This window comes from Sorangiineae bacterium MSr11367 (genome assembly GCA_037157805.1).
In the GTDB taxonomy this organism is placed as follows: Bacteria; Myxococcota_A; Polyangia; order Polyangiales; family Polyangiaceae; genus Pendulispora; species Pendulispora rubella.
On the sequence record CP089983.1, the window covers coordinates 8743260 to 8759773 of the forward strand.

At 63.5% G+C, this 16514-nt stretch carries 14 protein-coding genes; 6 read left to right on the forward strand and 8 right to left on the reverse strand.

All coding sequences use genetic code 11. From position 1 onward, the window contains the following. Window positions 1-22 precede the first annotated feature (22 nt). A complete protein-coding gene (locus tag LVJ94_33730) occupies window positions 23-1723 on the reverse strand; it encodes a hypothetical protein (protein WXB01866.1) in 1701 nt (566 codons plus the stop codon). A gap of 206 nt (window positions 1724-1929) precedes the next feature. Between LVJ94_33730 and LVJ94_33735 the strand changes: the two genes are divergently transcribed. Then, window positions 1930-2742 (forward strand): hypothetical protein, encoded by an 813-nt coding sequence (locus tag LVJ94_33735; GenBank protein WXB01867.1) that lies wholly within the window; start codon window positions 1930-1932, stop codon window positions 2740-2742. Window positions 2743-2744: 2 nt separating this feature from the next. On the opposite strand, the gene LVJ94_33740 is transcribed toward LVJ94_33735, so the two are convergent. After that, window positions 2745-3395, reverse strand: coding sequence for a response regulator transcription factor (locus LVJ94_33740; GenBank protein ID WXB01868.1), 651 nt, complete (start codon window positions 3393-3395; stop codon window positions 2745-2747). A gap of 111 nt (window positions 3396-3506) precedes the next feature. Here LVJ94_33740 and LVJ94_33745 point away from each other — a divergent pair, with 111 nt between their 5' ends. The 3 genes from LVJ94_33745 to LVJ94_33755 all read left to right on the forward strand — a co-directional run bounded on the left by LVJ94_33745 (window position 3507) and on the right by LVJ94_33755 (window position 7038). Continuing rightward, window positions 3507-3962, forward strand: coding sequence for a hypothetical protein (locus tag LVJ94_33745; GenBank protein WXB01869.1), 456 nt, complete (start codon window positions 3507-3509; stop codon window positions 3960-3962). A 131-nt stretch (window positions 3963-4093) separates the two neighbouring features. Next, window positions 4094-5566, forward strand: coding sequence for a HAMP domain-containing histidine kinase (locus LVJ94_33750; GenBank protein WXB01870.1), 1473 nt, complete (start codon window positions 4094-4096; stop codon window positions 5564-5566). Next, entirely contained in the window at window positions 5563-7038 is a 1476-nt protein-coding gene (locus LVJ94_33755; GenBank protein WXB01871.1) for a sigma-54 dependent transcriptional regulator, read from the forward strand. Before LVJ94_33750 ends, LVJ94_33755 begins: the two co-directional genes overlap by 4 nt. Here LVJ94_33755 and LVJ94_33760 read toward each other — a convergent pair. Genes LVJ94_33760 through LVJ94_33770 form a run of 3 tightly spaced genes read right to left on the reverse strand, consistent with a single transcriptional unit; the run spans window position 7020 to window position 9986 of the window. Next, on the reverse strand, window positions 7020-7757 hold the full coding sequence (locus LVJ94_33760; GenBank protein ID WXB01872.1) for a DUF1275 domain-containing protein: 738 nt from the start codon (window positions 7755-7757) through the stop codon (window positions 7020-7022). The two genes, LVJ94_33755 and LVJ94_33760, sit on opposite strands and share 19 nt — an antisense overlap. Then, the gene (locus LVJ94_33765) at window positions 7754-7951 is read right to left on the reverse strand and encodes a hypothetical protein (GenBank protein ID WXB01873.1); all 198 of its coding nucleotides are present in this window, start codon (window positions 7949-7951) and stop codon (window positions 7754-7756) included. The genes LVJ94_33760 and LVJ94_33765 overlap by 4 nt, the downstream gene beginning before the upstream one ends. Before the next feature lie 49 nt (window positions 7952-8000). After that, window positions 8001-9986: an acetoacetate--CoA ligase gene (locus tag LVJ94_33770; protein ID WXB01874.1), complete on the reverse strand. Its 1986-nt coding sequence runs from the start codon at window positions 9984-9986 to the stop codon at window positions 8001-8003. Window positions 9987-10169: 183 nt separating this feature from the next. Between LVJ94_33770 and LVJ94_33775 the strand changes: the two genes are divergently transcribed. Next, a complete protein-coding gene (locus LVJ94_33775; protein ID WXB01875.1) occupies window positions 10170-11060 on the forward strand; it encodes a lysophospholipase in 891 nt (296 codons plus the stop codon). A 704-nt stretch (window positions 11061-11764) separates the two neighbouring features. On the opposite strand, the gene LVJ94_33780 is transcribed toward LVJ94_33775, so the two are convergent. Next, window positions 11765-12934 carry a serine/threonine protein kinase gene (locus tag LVJ94_33780; GenBank protein WXB01876.1) on the reverse strand — a complete coding sequence of 390 codons (1170 nt, stop codon included), beginning with the start codon at window positions 12932-12934 and terminating at the stop codon, window positions 11765-11767. A gap of 721 nt (window positions 12935-13655) precedes the next feature. Between LVJ94_33780 and LVJ94_33785 the strand changes: the two genes are divergently transcribed. Then, window positions 13656-15107: a sigma 54-interacting transcriptional regulator gene (locus LVJ94_33785; protein WXB01877.1), complete on the forward strand. Its 1452-nt coding sequence runs from the start codon at window positions 13656-13658 to the stop codon at window positions 15105-15107. A gap of 141 nt (window positions 15108-15248) precedes the next feature. On the opposite strand, the gene LVJ94_33790 is transcribed toward LVJ94_33785, so the two are convergent. Then, window positions 15249-16097 carry an alpha/beta hydrolase gene (locus LVJ94_33790; GenBank protein ID WXB01878.1) on the reverse strand — a complete coding sequence of 283 codons (849 nt, stop codon included), beginning with the start codon at window positions 16095-16097 and terminating at the stop codon, window positions 15249-15251. A gap of 122 nt (window positions 16098-16219) precedes the next feature. Then, complete coding sequence (locus tag LVJ94_33795) at window positions 16220-16513, reverse strand: hypothetical protein (GenBank protein ID WXB01879.1); 294 nt, start codon at window positions 16511-16513, stop codon at window positions 16220-16222. Window position 16514 lies beyond the last annotated feature (1 nt).

Below are 16514 nucleotides of genomic sequence, written 5' to 3' on the forward strand. Positions count from 1 at the left end.
TGCCCGACCTTCCCCGACTATGTCATCGAGTTTCGAACCTCGCCGGCAGCCAACGGAACGGGCGCGCCCCCTCGAGGTTCATCCCCTCGTTGCCGTCGGGATCCGGGTCCCCTTCCTCCGTCCACTCGTAGGTGACCTCCACCACGTCGTTGTCGGTCATCCCCAGGTCGTCCCAGAAGACGCCGTCGGGCGTGTCGCGAATCACACCGAGGTACATCTTCTCGATGTCCTCCGGCGGGTGGCTATCACTCCCATAGAGCCACGAGATGACGCTCGGACGGCCGCGCAGGCGCAAAAGCTGGCTCTCGAGCGAGGCGGCGGCAATTTGGTAATTCTGCCGATTCCAAGAGAGATCGTGCACGCCGTCGTCACGCCAGTATTCCCACACGCTGCAGCATTCCCAGCCGGCCATGACCAGAATGCCCTCGCGATCGGTCACGTCGAACAAATGGTCGTTGGCGAGCTTTCCTTCGAGGCGAATGGTATTCAGCCCCATGTCTTTCACCAGCCGCATTTCCCTCTCGTCGCGTTCGTTGGAGAAACGAAAGAGGATCTCGGAATTGTAACCGGCACCGCGAATCATCAACGGCGTGCCATTGATCGCATAGCGGGCCCACTTGCCGTCGACCATCGTCATGGTCACTTCGCGAATGCCGAAGCGACGGATGGCACGGTCGGAAACCCTGCCTTCGACCGTGGCGGTCATGGTCAAATCGTGCAACGTGGGAGTCCCCAGCTGATAGGGCCACCAGAGGTCCGGTGAATCGAGGACCAATTCTTCGTGTTCCTCGGGGGTCAGGCTCACCTTCTTCGTCTCGTGCGCCGCGAGCGACACGGTCTCCGAGACATGAATGTCATCGATGGTCGTATCCAATGTCGTCGTCAACGGCGCGCCGGTCACGTTGGTAACCTCGGCATTTACGGTCAACCGTGCCTGTCGCGTATCGGGTACGCGCGATACCACGAATGGACTTCGCACCGTGACCGGACCGCTGGAGGTGACGTACACGTCCTGCCAAATTCCCATGTTCTTGTCGCCCGCCATGGGATGCCAATCGATATGGCTGGGAGCTAGGTCGTTTTTCCGAGGCGCGTAGACCTGCACGGCGAGCGCGTTGCGCCGCCCGCGTTTTGCGATCTCGGTGACATCGAGGTCGTATCGACGGTAGGAGCCCGCAACATCGTCGTCACCGGCAATCTTCTGCCCATTCAGCCAGATGTTCGCACGGTAGTTGATGCCATCGAAGTGAAGCCAGACATGCTCCCGCCCTGCGGGCAACTCGAACTCCGTTCGATACCACCAGGGCACTTTGTACGGATTCGTATCCTCCATGTCGTAAAAGGACGCATTGTCGGTCTTGCCCTGGTACTCGAAGTCCCGAGAGCCGGGGATATTGCGCAGATTCGTCCCGAAGTACGGATCGGGCAGGTCGCCGTGGGCCACTTGCGCGGCGACGACGGTGCTCGGAACACGCGTGGGAAGCCAGTGCGATGCATCGACGCCAACGCGGGACAGTGCAGCACCGTCCCGGGTTTCCTCGGCCGACGAGCGGATCGACCAGCCATCCTGGAGTCGAAGACTGTCGCCGACGACCGCCGCCTGCGTCGATGCTGCGGGTGCATCGCCCGCCGACTCGGCGCTAATTCGACAGTGAAGCAAGACCAAGGCGAATCCCGCCACGCCAAGGATGCAGAGCGCAGTCGTTCTGGTCGACGAATGCATCGCAACGAACCTCCTTTTCTAATTAAGAAAATTTCCTAATAAATGAACGCAAACGAAGGCACTCAAGCCGGAAGGCCGGAACACGGGTACCTGCATCGCTCGACTCCGGTCTCTACTGGATTAGACAGTTGGTTCCGGCTGCTGTCGCACGAATTGATTCATGCATCGCAGAGAACTCACTGACACATACGCGATCGAGGCATTTGATGGCGCCAGCGGAATCGTTATTCGATGAAACGCAATGGACGGAGGCCCACCGGGTCGCCAGCGCGGCTTGGCCGGAGTTCCGCGTCACCCTGAACGACTTTCGCGAATACGTCGAAGCGCGCCAGAATGAACCGAAAGGCGTCGGCGCCCTCGATACGACATCGCTCTATCTCGCCTGCGCGTGCGCTTTAGGACATCGCCGTGCACTGGACGCGTTCGAACGCATGTGCGCGGGCGAGGTCGAGGCCGTGGTGCAACGACTGGGAGCGTCGTCACCGCCCCGAGACGATGCACTTCAGATGGTGTGGTTGCGCCTTTTCGGAGGCGAGCGGCCCAAAATTCTCGCGTACGGAGGAAAGAGTGCCCTCAAGACGTGGGTGCGAATCGTCGCGTTGCGCACGCTGTTGAACCAGCGACGAACGGCCCCCGTCGAAACGCTGCTCGAGGGCCATGCCGAGGCCGATCTCCTGGTGACCGCGCCAGGAAATCCCGAGCTCGATCTCATGCGCGCCGAGTATGGGCTGGTGTTTCGCGAGGCTCTCGTCGCGGGCGTACGCGAGTTGGACATCCAGGAGCGACTGCTCCTTCGCTTCGCGTTCGTCGATGGCCTTTCGGTGCGTGCGCTCGGAAAGGTCTATGGGGTTCACCCCGCGAGCGCAGCGCGTTGGCTGCGCGCCGCCCATGGACGCCTGGCGCACTGTATTCGTGTGTTCTTGCGCACCCAACACCGGCTGACGGAGTCGGAGCTCACCAGCGTCTTATGCCTCGCCTCCACGTCGCTCGACACATCCATCGTGCACTATTTGGAGTGACTTCATGGCTCGTTCTTGACGCGATAGCCGTGGCCGCGCACCGTCTCGAGCAGCTCGGCATCGGCTCCGAGCTTGTCGCGAAGCCGGCCCACGTTCTCTTCGACGACATTGGGGACGACTTCCTCCGTGTGCCACACGTCGTCCAAAAGCTCGGCTTTCGCGACGGGCGTCCCCGCGCGCCGCGCGAGGTACAGCAGCACATCGAACTCCCGTGCCGTCAGGTTCAAGAGACGGCCGCGCGCAAACGCATATCGTCTGGCTACGTCGATGTGCAACGGACCGATATCCAACTCGTGCTTCGCGCTGCGCGTGAGCGCACGGAGCCGCACCAGAAGTTCGTCGAGGTCGATCGGCTTCGTCAGGTAATCGTCCGCGCCGAGATCCAGCGCATGCACGTCGCCGCGCGTCTCCCCGCGGGCCGTCAGCATCAAAATGGGCCCTTCGAACTCGTCACGCCGGAGCATCGTACACACTTCGAGGCCATCGCCATCGGGCAGCATCCAGTCGACGATGGCCAAGTCCACATCGTCGTATGCCCGGGAGTGTGTCTCCTCCACCGAGCGAGCCAAGGTCACCACGTAGCCCTGCGACGAGAGCCCCCGCGTCAGCAGACCCCCGAGCTTCGCATCCTCTTCGACGACGAGCACACGCACGCAGAGTAACTCTATGCCCAGAGCGGCCTCGAAATCCGAACCTTACGCAACCGTAAGGTCGCGACAATCTGCCACACCCGGGCCACCCTGGTTCTGCTAGAGTTCGCTCAAATGGCGAATCCTTCTCGACTCTTCGCGTTGCTCGTGGTTGCGGTCGCGGTGCCCGCGTTCATCGCATGCGGCAGCGATTCGCACGACGACGGGGATGGGCATACCCACCCCGGGGACGGACAAATCGGTCCCCCTTCGGGCGCCACCTGCCCGTCGCGCAGCACGCTGACCTACGAGAACTTCGGCCGCACCTTCATGGAGTCGTACTGCACGCGGTGCCACAGCAGCACCCTCTCGGGCAGTGCACGCAACGGCGCCCCCGCGTTCCACGACTTCGACTCGCTCACCGGCATTCTCGACGTTGGCAACCACGTCGATCAGTTTGCCGCGTTCGGACCGAGCTCCAAGAACGAGACGATGCCTCCGAGCGGCCCCCGCCCCTCCGCCGACGAGCGCACCAAACTCGGCGAGTGGCTGGCCTGCGAACTCGCGCGTACCGGCGGCTCGTCGCATTGAATCACCGATTCTGAGCTCGAGCGCTGCAACGAATACGTGTCGGCTCGAACAGACACGCTCGTTGGCGTGCGCCGACATCGACCTCGAACCTATGCACGCGTGCGGCGCGGATGCTACGTACCCCTTCGAGGATGTCGCGTCGCCTGCCCATATCGACCCGTCTGGCGGTCAATCACGGAATACTCGTCGCGCTGCTGGTGATTGCGCTGTTGGTCACGCTTCAAGGCGTGATTCGCATGTTGGGCATCATTACGGAAATTCGCGATCAGTACCTTTCGAGCGTCGACGCCGAGGAAGAAATTCACCGCTCGGCTTGGCAGGTCGAAGTGGCATTGCGCCACGCGCACTTCGAGTGCCAGAGCGAACGCCAGGAAGTCGACGTCCATCGCTCCGTGCTTTTGGCGCGTGATCGCCTGAACGCGATCTTGGACAAGTACAGGGTGCACGCGCCGCTTCGGTTGCGGACCGCAGCCGAGCGCTACCTCGATTTGGCCGATCGAGCCACCTCGGGTGACACCTGTGCCTTCGCCCTCGCGCCCAACACCGACGCACAACGGACCGCGCTGGACGAGGAGCTCACCGATGCTTGGATGGACCTCGTCCACGACCTGCACGCCGATCTGTCACAAAAAGAAGAGCACTCCCGAGGTATCGGCATTTGGACCGCCATCGGTGCCTTCGGCGTCGCCACCGTGGGTGCCTTGGCCGCGGTGCTGATCGCACGCTCCACGGCGCGAAGCATTTCCGACCCGATGCGCCGGCTCGCAGCGGAGACGATGCGCATCGGCGAAGGCGATTTCGCGCCGATTCCGAAGGTGGCGGGCCCGCGCGAAATCGAAGACCTCTGGCGTGACCTCGAACGAACGCGCGAGCGGTTGGCCGAGCTCGATCGCTTGAAGCAATCCTTTCTGGCCAATGTCTCGCACGAGCTTCGCTCGCCGTTGGCCCGCTTGCGCGAGGCGCTCGGGCTCTTGTTCGACGGAACGTGCGGGCCGCTCAACGAGCGCCAACTTCGCGTGCTCACCCTGGCCAACCGCGCGTGTGAGCGCGAAGTGCAACTGGTCAATGCCCTCCTCGACATGTCGCGACTGAATTCGGGAATGGCGCTCAAGCTCGAGGCGGCCTGTCGTCTCGATCGCATCATCCAAGCCGCCCTCGAAGGAGAGCGCGCCGAAGCAAACGAGCGCGGCGTGGAGTTCGAAGTGGCCAGGCGCGGCTCGATTCCACCCATGGATCTCGATTCCGCGCTGATGGAACGGGCGGTGGCCAATCTGATTCGAAATGCCGTGTCCGTTTCACGGCGCGGCCAGACGGTGCGCATCGAGCGCTCGTTGTCGATGAAGGACGATCGCGCCTTCATCGATGTCGTGGACGAGGGCCCGGGCTTCACCGCAAAAGCAAAAGATTTCGCATTTCGTCCTTTCGGTGCCGCCGATATTCCCAATGTTGGTCGTCCTGCTGGAATAGGACTGGGGCTCTCGTTTGCTAAGGAGGTGGCCCGTGCTCACGGGGGCCTGTTGACGATTCTGCGCTCCGATCGGACGGGCACCACCATCCGCATCGAGCTTTCGATTTCTTCTGGCACCTCTCCGAGAGATTCATGACTGAACGCACGCAGGGCGGGGCGAACGACACGTCGAAAGAACCGCACATCCTACTCGTCGACGACGACATCGAGCTCTGTGAGCTCGTGTCGCTGCGGCTCGAAGCGAAGGGACATCGCGTCTCGGTCGAACACACGGTGAAGGGTGCGCTTCGACGGATCGGAAGCGAGTACGTGGACACGGTGCTGCTCGACCTTCGGCTGGGGCAGGAAGACGGCTTCGAAGTGCTCGATGGCATCGCCAAGCGCTCGCCCGACGTGCCGGTGATCGTGCTCACCGCCCACGGCACCATCGACACCGCTGTGGAGTCCATCCGAAAAGGCGCCTTCGGTTTCGTCACCAAGCCGTTTCTGGATCACGATCTGCTCGAGAAAATTGGCCATGCCATCGAGAGCAGCCGCTTGCGAAGGGAGATTGCCGGGCTCCGCCGGGTCATCGGCGATGGGCTCGAAGATGCTCGCTTGGTAGGCGTCAGCCCCGCCATCGAGCGCATTCGCGAGATCATCGCGCGCGTGGCGCCCACCGATGCGAGCGTCCTCATCCTCGGCGAGTCCGGCACCGGCAAGGAGCTCGTGGCGCGTTCGTTCCATGCGCTCTCGCGGCGGGCCCATGAACCGTTCATTGCGGTCAACTGCGCGGGACTCGCGCCCGAGCTGCTGGAAAGCACGCTGTTCGGCCATACCAAAGGCGCATTCACCGGCGCCACGGCCAACCGCGAGGGACTCTTCGGCGCGGCCAACAAGGGCACGCTCTTTCTCGACGAGATTGCCGAGGCTCCGCCCGCCGTGCAAGCAAAGCTCCTGCGCGTCCTTCAGGAGAAGCGGTATACGCCCGTGGGCTCCACGACCGAGCAGGATGCGAACGTTCGCATCGTCGCGGCGACCAACCGCGATCTACGCCAAGAGGTGCTCGAGCGGCGCTTTCGAGAAGATCTTTTTTACCGTCTTCATGTCGTTCCGGTCACGATGCCATCGTTGCGTGAGCGCAAAGAAGATATCCTGCTGCTGGCAGAGATGTTCCTCGAGCGCGCGGCCGCCCGCTATCGATTCAGCGTCCCGCGCATCGGCGATGCGGCGCGGGCTGCACTGTTCGAGCATCCATGGCCGGGCAACGTGCGCGAGCTGGCCAATGTCATGGAGGCGGCGGTTTTGGCCGGGCACGGCGGCGAGCTCAAGGTGGAGCATCTGCCGGGGGTGACCATGGGGGAATCGCCGGCGCAGTCGGTGCTCGAGGATTTTTCGACCCGCGCGCGCCAGGTTCTCGATCCGTACGTCACCGCCAGCGCGCAGACCTTCCCTGCCCTGCGCGATGCACGCGACGCCTTCGAACGCGCCTACCTCGATGTCGTGCTCTCGCGAACATCGGGCAACGTGTCGTCGGCGGCGCGTCTGGCCGGGCGAAACCGCACCGACTTTTACGATCTCCTGAGGCGGCACGGCTACTCGCCCTCGGTTTACAAGCGCACCGATTGATCTCCGACCCGGGTCACCTCCGATAGCCCGGTCAGCACCACACCGGCCAGGAGGAACATGGCCGAAATGGTGAACGTGCGGTATTCCAATATCGACGCATACCGCGTGGTGACCAGCGCTCCGCCGATGAACATGGTCAATTTTGCCGATCGCAGAAGTGCCCATTTCCATTCGCGCGCACTCGCCTCCTTCGTGCCGAGCATCGCGCGAACGACGTTGACCGCCAGATCGGTGACCGGCCCCGTCGCGTGCGTGGTGCGGATGGCATTCGACGTCGCGAGTCCGATGGCCGAATTCTGAATCCCCATCGCCGCCGCAAGGAGTGAAAGAAGGACGAACGAGCCCGATGTTGGCTCCTCGAGCCCGAAAGGCCCGAACAGCCCGCCGTGCCCCGCCGCCGCCACCGAGAGCAACACGAGGAACACGAGCAGCATGGGGACGACGATCTGCTGCTTGTCCCTCAGACGCAGGGTCACCGTCACCAAGGCGGCAATGGCCGCACCGCCGAAAAAGGCGGCGAAAACCAGCATGTACTTGAGCGCGAGCCAGGATTCGCCAAACTCGACGCCCAGCGACGTGATGGTGCCGGTCACGTGGCTGACGAAATTGCGGCACGCCATGAAGGCGCCCGCGTTCACGCTACCTGCGGTCAGCGAGAACAACAGCCACGCCATCACGTTTCGCGGCGCGAAGATCTCTGCATCCTTCGCAAATGTCATTTCGACGCTTCCTGCGCGACCTGGATCGGCAACTCGTACTCCGACGAAAAATCCAGCGCCGGACTGCTCCGCCTCGCCAACAGGAGAATCATGAGCAGCGTCGTGCAAACGAACAATTTCCGCATGTCATCCATGACGATGACCATGAGCAACCGCAGTGCCAAATCGCTATTGCCGGCTATTTCGTATTCCATCGTTCGTCGCGCCCGCCATCGAGCGTCGGCGCGCGGCGACGCGTGTCGGTCAGCGCCGACGCTGGGCGAATTCGACGAACCAGTCGAAGGCCGCGGGGTTCGCGCAGGCATCGCGGTTGACGACGTCGGTGAGCGCGCGGCCGAGCAGCAGCTTCTTCACCGGCAGCTCCTGCTTCTTCCCCGTCAGCGTGCGCGGAATCTCGGGCACCTGGAGGATATCGTCGGGGACGAAACGCGGTGAGACGCCCTCACGAATCCGCTGCCGCAAGGTCTCTCGAAGGGCGGAATCGAGCTCCACCCCGGGCCGGAGCGCCACGAACAAAGGCATGTAGCTGGGCCGCCCGAGGTACTCGAGGTCGACGACCAAGCTGTCGAGCACCTCCGGCACCGCCTCGACGACGCGATACAGTTCGCTCGTGCCCAATCGGTGGCCGTGACGATTCAACGTCGCGTCGCTGCGCCCGAAGATGACCGCGCCTCCGCTCGGTGCGATGCGCAACCAATCTCCGTGACGCCAGCGTCCAGGGAAGACATCGAAATAGCTATCGATGTAGCGACGATGTTCCGGATCGCCCCAGAACATCAAGGGCATCGACGGCATCGGCTGTTTGCACACCAGCTCGCCGACCTCGTCGACGAGCGGCGTTCCATCTTCGCTCCACGCCTCGACGTCCGCGGCGAGCGCGCAGCCTTGCATCTCACCGGGCACGGTTGGAAGCTCCGGAGTGCCCGCGAGGAATGCGCTCGCGAGATCCGTCCCGCCGGCAACAACGGCCCACCAGATGCCTTCGCGAACTTCGCGGTAACCCCATTCGTAGACCTCCACGGCGAGGGGTGAGCCCGTCGCGCCCAAGGCCTTCAATTTGGAAATGTCGACATCCCGCGGCGAGAACCCTTCCTTCATGCACATCGCGAAATAGGCCGCCCCCGCGCCGAGGAAGGTGGCACCGACCTGCGACGCGTACGACCAGAGGGTATCGGCGCGCGGGAACGTGGGATGCCCGTCGTAAAGGCATATCGTCGTCCCCAAGAGCAATGCGGAGATCTGCACATTCCACATCACCCAACCGGTGCTCGAGTACCAATGGAACCTGTCGCCGGTGGTGGCAGTCGGTCCGAGGTTCAAGTGGAAGGCATGGAACTTCAGCATCTCCAGCATGACGCCGCCGTGGCCGTGCACGATCGGCTTCGGCAACCCCGTCGTCCCGCTGCTGTAGACGATCCACAGCGGGTGATCGAACGGCAGCCACTCGGGGGATGCCCCTTCCGCGGAGCGCACGCAGGCATCCCAATTCGAGACGCGGCCCGTCCACGTTTCGAGCTCGGGCGCTCTGACACTTGGCACGCTCGGCCCGCCCGCGCGTTCGAGGTTGGGCACCACGACGAGCGACTCGACGCTGGGCAGCGACGAAAGGAGCTTCCCCACGAGCTCGCGGCGGTCGTGAACCTTGCCGCCGTACACCGCGCCGTCGCAGGCGATGAGCACCTTGGGTTCGATCTGGGCGAAACGATCGCGCACCGTGGCGACCCCCATGTCGGGTGCACACAGGCTCCAGATCGCGCCGATGGACGCGCAGCCGAGAAACGCGATCACCGTCTCCGGGATGTTCGGCAGATACGCGGCCACACGGTCGCCACGGCGCACGCCCATCGCCTGCAGCTCCGCGCCAAAGGCCGCACTCCGGCGCGCCAGCTCGGACCACGACAACTCGTACGAATGGCCCTCGCGATGCATCCGCTCGTTGCGAAAGACGATCGCCGGCGAGTCCCCGGTTTCTTCGGCATGACGAAGGAGCTGCCGCGCGTAATTGACCTGCGCCCCTTCGAACCACCGCGCGCCCGGCATGCGGCCGTCCTTCAGCACGGCCTCGTACGGCGTGGGCGATTCGATCGCGAAGTACTCCCAGAGGCCGCCCCAGAAAGCCGCGAGCTCGCGCACCGACCAGTCGCGCAACGCGCGATAATCGGCAAGGTCCACGCCGTACCGGTGGGACATAAACTTACGCAACGTGACCGTGTTCGCGATCGTATCCATGCAGCGCTTGAGCATCTCAGGGAGCACGGCCCGATGGAAGGGCAATGACTTGCCCAACCTGCGCATGGGCATGCGCTCCAGGGGTCGCTTTGCGCGCCGCGCGCAGTGGATGTCTCGCACTGCTGTCCTTCTGGCATCCGCGTTGCTCGAGCCCGGCCGGAGGGGCGCGTATGCCAATGAACCATGCTTAGAAGTGCGACGGCCGCACGAGCAGCCTACGCACCGGCGCGGGATATTCCGCTACCCCGCGATGTGCCGCGGAACGTGGTGCATCGCTCGGGGTTCTTCGTGGGCACCGATGGCACGGTGCTTTTCGAGCGGCATTGGGAGCCGCATGCGGAACCGCTCGCCGACATCATCCTCGTGCACGGATTGTACGACCACTGCAGTCGTTACTCGAGGATGGCATCCCGCCTGGTCGATCAGCGCTTCGCCGTCCATAGCTACGATCTGCGGGGCCATGCCCATTCGGAGGGTGTCCGCGGCGATTTCCGGCTCGCGGAACATTGCGCCGATCTCGAAACCTATGTTCAGCGACTGCGTCGTCGGCGGCGCACCAAGCGTCTGTTCCTGGTGGGAAACGCGATCGGCGGACTGATTGCGCTCGCGTACGTCATGAGCGTGCCGACCCTGGCCATCGACTCCATGGCGGTCATCGCGCCGGCACCGCGCGTCGAGCGCGCCCTTCCACTGCGCGCGCGACTCGCGTCCCTCCTTCGTTCGGATGCCTGCGTGGTCGAGCCTGATTTCAAGGCAGGCTGCAAGGATCCGCTCATCCATCCGGCCGGCATCACGCGCGGGGCCGCGGCGGAGATCGCTGTATCGTGGCAGTTCGTTCTCGAGGGCGCGCCGACCCTTCGCGTTCCGCTCTTTCTCCTCCAGGGAACCCTCGATCGGATGACCGATCCGCGGGAGGCCTTGGCGCTCTACGCCCGCGTGCGCTCTCACGACAAAAGGATGCGCATGTATCCGGGCTTGGCGCATGACCTCTTGCGGCAGCCGGCGAGGGAACGGATCGTCCACGAGCTGAGCGCGTGGTTCGAGGAGCGCATGGTCATCCGTTGCGCGGGTTGAGCATACGGTTGCGCATACGGTGAGCCGTCATCGCATCGGCTGCTCGACGAACGGCACATCGCTGGCGCCCTGCGAACCGCCGGCATGCGCCTCGCTAGAGCATGGGTATCCATTCAAGGGTTCGATATGGGCATTCGTTTCCGAATTCTCGACGCAATTCGTGGCTCGACGCCTGCGCGCCTGGCTCGACGTCCGTGGGGCCGTCATCGACGGACTCACGCGATAGAGCGACCGATGATTCAGTCGAGTGAAGGCCGCGCTTCGGCGGATTTTTTCACACCGTATACGGTATGCGAATATCGCTACTTTTTCGTGGGAGGAGGTCACGGGTCCATGGACAACACAGTCATGGTGGAGCGTGCGTGCGTGGATTGTTTTAGGCAGTCTCCGCCGACGAATACGAGCTACACGCTGATCAGTGCGAAATACGGCTGGCGTTTGACCAGGTCGCGCACGGTATCCGGGGAGCTGCAAGCCGAATGGCGGTGTCCGGAATGCTGGCGCCGATACAAGCATTCGACCGCGGGCGCATGACGCGGGGCCGGCTGGCATTTCCTTCACGACGAGCGATCTCGTCGAACCGCCAAGACGCCAAGAGCGCCAAGGGTCGATGGTTGTGAACGAGGGCTTTCCTCCGAGCCCCGCACATCCATCGTCCTTGGCGTCCTTGGCGTCTTGGCGGTTCGATCAGGCCCGCCCCGCCCTCACGGGGTGGGCACGCCCTTCGACTTCCGCGAGGAAAGGCATGCGGTGCCCAGCGAGAGAACGACGCCCCAGGCCGCGCGCGACGCCTTGCGCAAGAGCGCGCCCCGATGCTGCGAGGGCACGAGGTCCCCGCTGCCCCAACTGGACGGCTCCTTCCGCAGGACGGGCAGCAGGAGCGGCCGGAGCGCATCGGACTCGCTCCCAGAGAACCGCGCAGCCCTGCGCACCTGCAGATCGATGAACGTTTTCCTTTCGGCCCGAACATCGGCAAACAGGTCCGCGACGAACCCACCGAGCTCGCGTTGCTTGATGGGCGCGCCCATGGAGGCGAGTTCGCTCTCGAGATCGAGTTGGAGCTCGGCCGCCGTGGCATAGCGCTCCTCGCGCGATCTCGCCATGGCCTTGAGGCAGATGCGCTCGAGCCCCCTCGACACCAACGGATTGACGTCGCGCAGCCGTGGGATATCGCCATTGAGGACGCGGTTCATGACGCCGACTTCCGTGAGCCCTTGCCACAGGGGCCGGCCCGCCGCCGCCTCCCAGAGCATGATGCCCATCGCGAAGAGATCCGAACGCCGATCGAGTTCCGCCTCCATCATCTGCTCGGGCGACATGTAATCGATCTTGCCCTTGAGCACGCCCGTCTGCGTCTCGATGCGACGGCCGGTCGTGAGCGTCGCGATTCCGAAGTCGAGCAGTTTGACCTGTCCGTCGAAGGTGACGAAAATATTCTGCGGCGAGACGTCGCGGTGGACGAGGCCCAAGGCGGTTCCGTCGTAGTCCGAAAGTTCGTGCGCGTAGTGCAGCCCACCGAGGACATCGTTGAGCAGGCGCAGATGGATCTCGAGAGGAAGGCCCCCCACGGACGCCCGGGCACGCCGGCGAATTTGCGCGAGCGTCTGCCCCTCCAGGTACTCCATCACGATGGCGTGATGCCCGGACTCTTCCCCAACTTCGAACGTCTGCACGACGTTGGGATGGTTGAGGCGTGCCGCAATGCGTGCCTCGTGGAGGAACATTTCCACCATCGCAGGATCGTCCACCAGATCAGCGCGAAGCGACTTGAGGACGACGAGCTTGCTGAACCCGACAGGGCCACGAGCGATCGCCAGATGAACGTTGGCCATGCCGCCCTGACCGAGCTGCGCGAGCACGCGAAACCTCGGCACGGCGCCGGGAAACGTTCCTTCCCCCGCGACCAAAGACCTCGCCTCCCCCACCCCATGAAGGCTGCCTCTATTCATTGGGTGTCGTAGTAGCCAGCCTTGTGCCACACATCGGTCGCGGCAGCGCGACGGGCGATGAACGGATGCCGCGAACACCGCATCCGATTGGCAGCCTCGACCCGTTCCGACACCCGCCCTCGAAACGTTTGCGCAACACGGAGCAAGGAAGAGCACTCGATTGCTCACAAGCAACACAGACTCGCCGTGAGCAGCGCGGAACCTCACCCGCATCGCAACCGCATTCGCCAGGCGCGTAGTCGTCGGATGAATCGATCCCCGTACCTTGCGGTGGTTTCACTGGGACGGAATTCGGATACGTCATCCAATATTTGAAACGATATACCCCGATTGAGGTATTTCGTGTGTCTACAAGGATTTTAACCCACAGGTCCGATGCTTGCCGCTCACGATGGACGGACCGCCGAATCATGGCGTTGCCGCTGAAGTTGGACCGATTTGCAATGTTGGAGCGGGGTGGCGATATTTCGCAACCGATGCGTGAGCTCGCTCGTCGAATGGACAACGAGTGATTAAATCTCGAGATACGTCGAACGCTGGAAGGCCAATAGGCGACCTCGACGTGCCGAGTGACGAGGAGAAATAAGCCGCTCTGAACGTTGAACGGCCAGTTGTGCATCACACATCATGAGATAAGATGCGGGACATGGCAGTTCGGGGGAACATCGCTGCGCACGGGTCGGCAGGAGTGGATGCGATGGTCGACGAACACTCGCGGGGTCCGGCCGACGAAACCGAGACCGTCCCGCTCTTTCGTGAAGACTTGATAGGGCTCGACAGCCCACAGGAGCTCTCTGAGCCGTTTCTCATCCGACGAAGCGGAAACGAGCTGTCGTTGTTCGAGCTCCGCGGACGGCGCGAGTGGCTCATCGGCCGGGCCAGAGACGCTCAAATCGTGGCGAACGATGCGGAGGTCTCGCGGCACCACGCAAAGCTGATGTTTGCGAACGGCGCACTCACCGTCGAGGATCTCGGCAGCCGCAACGGGACGCTCGTGAATGGACACGCCCTGCGTTCCGCCACGGTCCGCATCGGCCCGGGCGACATCGTCGTGATCGGCGAATGCCAGCTGATCGTCGCCACGCAGGCGGGACGGGTCTGGGGTACGCGTTCGTCGACGTCGTCGAGCGTGAATGCGGGGGCGGAGCACCAGGTCGACATCGTCCTCGCCGACCCCGAGATGGCCCGCGTCTACGCCAGCGTGCGCAAGGTGGCACGAATGGCGACGACGGTCCTGATCTTGGGCGAAACGGGGAGCGGCAAGGACGTGCTCGCGCAGCAGCTCCATCAGTGGAGTCCGCGGGCGGAGAAGCCACTCGTCCGCGTGAACTGTGCCGGCATCCCGGAGACGCTGCTCGAGAGCGAGCTTTTCGGGTACGAGCGTGGCGCGTTCACCGGCGCGGACCGAAGGAAGGCGGGCTACTTCGAAGCAGCCCAGGGCGGGACCATCTTCCTGGACGAGATTGGCGAGTTGTCCTCGGCCGCGCAGGTGAAGCTGCTCAACGTCCTCGAGAATCGGGCGCTCACCCGTCTGGGCGGCACCTCCCCGATCCCCATCGACGTTCGCGTCGTCTGTGCCACGCACAGGGACCTGCAAGCGTTCGTCGGCATCGAGCGGTTCCGTGCCGATCTCTATTATCGCATCAGCCCTTTCATGGTGCGCGTCCCGCCCCTGCGCGACCGCCTCGCGGAAGTTTGCCTCCTCGCCGAAATCTTCGTGAACAAACTGGCGACCGAGACCGGCGCACCACCCCCCACGATCGCACCGGACGCGATCACCATGCTGATGGCCTATCCGTGGCCCGGCAACGTGCGCGAGCTTCGCAATGCCGTCGAACATGCCTTCGTCATGGCCGACGGCTCCACGTTGCGCTGCGAGCACTTCCCGTCCGAGATCCAGACCGGCGCCGTCCTGCAACCCGCCTCATCCCGCGCCCCGACGTCCCGCATCCGACAACGCGTGAACGAAGTGGAGCGCAAGACCATCGAGGAAGCCATCGCCGCCGAGGGTGGCAACCAAACCCGCGCCGCCGCCCGTCTCGGCATCTCCCGACGGACCCTGGTCTACAAACTCGCGCAGTACCGCCGCGAGGACTAGGACCTGATACAGGGGAATGAAGCGAACCGCCAAGGCGCCAAGAGCGCCAAGGATGGGATGCGTGATCGAGGCGTTACTCGGAGCTGCACCACATCAATCCATCTTGGCGTCCTTGGCGTCTTGGCGGTTCGATCAGCACCCTCAGAGGAACGCCCGCAGCTGCTCCAGCACGAACGCGGGGTTCTCCTCCGGCAACCAATGCGCAGCATGGGGTACGACGGCTCCGGTTACATCGCGGGCGACCTCGCGCATCATCTCTTCGAGAAGCGGTCCACTCGTGCTGTGCGCGCCGCCCAACGCAAGCACCGGCATCTCCAGGGGAGCCCGCATCGAGGCACGGTTGTCCACAACGTCTTGTGGAAAGGCGCGGTAGACCTCGAAGCCGGCCCGCATGGCCCCGGGGGCGGCGTAGGAACGTACGTACTCGTCGATGTCCTCACGGGTGAACGCGCTCGGATCGTAGATGCGGGCGTCGTAGAACGTGGTCAAGTATTCGCGCTCCTTGCCGGCAACCAGCATCTCGGCGACGTCACGCGCGCCGTGAAACGCGAAATGCCAGACGCGCGGATCGTGGACGAGACGGTCCCACACCTTGGTTCCCGGCAACGGGGCATCCATGACCACCAGCTTGGAGGTCGCCTCGGGGTACGCGGCCGCGTAGGCGTAGGCCACCATGAGACCGATGTCATGACCGATGATGGTCGCGCGCTCGAATCCGAGATGGCGAACCAATTGGCGAATGTCCTCGGCCATGGTGCGTTTGTCGTACCCCGACACGGGTCGGCTCGAATGGCCCGCACCGCGGTAATCGGGTGCGATCACCGTAAAGCGCTCCGCGAGCACGGGGATGATCTTTCGCCATTCGAACCACGTCTGCGGAAAACCGTGCAGAAGAACCACGGGCTCGCCCCGTCCCGCGAGAACGTAATGGAGTCGGACGCCATGAACGTCGGTCTTGTGGTGGGAAAGTGCAAAATCCGTTTTGCTCATACGGACAGGGGTTGTGCGCCCGAAGCATGATTGGCAACCGATTGGATGAATCTATCGTTTCGACCCATGATCGATTTCGATGACCAAACCCCGGGCTCACTGACTCAAAGCCAGTTAGTGCGTTAGGGACAAGATTGCGCCAATTGGTTGGTTGCCTCGATGCATCGGACCTGAAGGGCGGCGCGAGCCGCTTCTCCCGTGCTTGCAGCGACCATCATCGAGGTGCGCGCGGCGCCGAGGCGGGCGTACAACGGGCGGCCGGAGACGCCCATCCTTCGAAGGCAGTCCTGATAAACGATGATGTACCCGTCACACGCATCGACTCCGATGCTCTCGGGATCGGGTCGGGAAGAGCAGCCTGTTGGAAAGCCAAGGGTCACGAAGAGGAACAACGCGCCCAGCGCGTCGGTTCGCACC

Coding starts and splice junctions, on each gene's coding strand:
- LVJ94_33770 (WXB01874.1), bottom strand. CDS start 9,986: ATGGATACGATCGCGAACACGGTCACGTTGCGTAAGTTTATGTCCCAC.
- LVJ94_33735 (WXB01867.1), top strand. CDS start 1,930: ATGGCGCCAGCGGAATCGTTATTCGATGAAACGCAATGGACGGAGGCC.
- LVJ94_33750 (WXB01870.1), top strand. CDS start 4,094: ATGTCGCGTCGCCTGCCCATATCGACCCGTCTGGCGGTCAATCACGGA.
- LVJ94_33785 (WXB01877.1), top strand. CDS start 13,656: ATGGCAGTTCGGGGGAACATCGCTGCGCACGGGTCGGCAGGAGTGGAT.
- LVJ94_33730 (WXB01866.1), bottom strand. CDS start 1,723: ATGCATTCGTCGACCAGAACGACTGCGCTCTGCATCCTTGGCGTGGCG.
- LVJ94_33775 (WXB01875.1), top strand. CDS start 10,170: ATGCTTAGAAGTGCGACGGCCGCACGAGCAGCCTACGCACCGGCGCGG.
- LVJ94_33790 (WXB01878.1), bottom strand. CDS start 16,097: ATGAGCAAAACGGATTTTGCACTTTCCCACCACAAGACCGACGTTCAT.
- LVJ94_33745 (WXB01869.1), top strand. CDS start 3,507: ATGGCGAATCCTTCTCGACTCTTCGCGTTGCTCGTGGTTGCGGTCGCG.
- LVJ94_33765 (WXB01873.1), bottom strand. CDS start 7,951: ATGGAATACGAAATAGCCGGCAATAGCGATTTGGCACTGCGGTTGCTC.
- LVJ94_33760 (WXB01872.1), bottom strand. CDS start 7,757: ATGACATTTGCGAAGGATGCAGAGATCTTCGCGCCGCGAAACGTGATG.
- LVJ94_33755 (WXB01871.1), top strand. CDS start 5,563: ATGACTGAACGCACGCAGGGCGGGGCGAACGACACGTCGAAAGAACCG.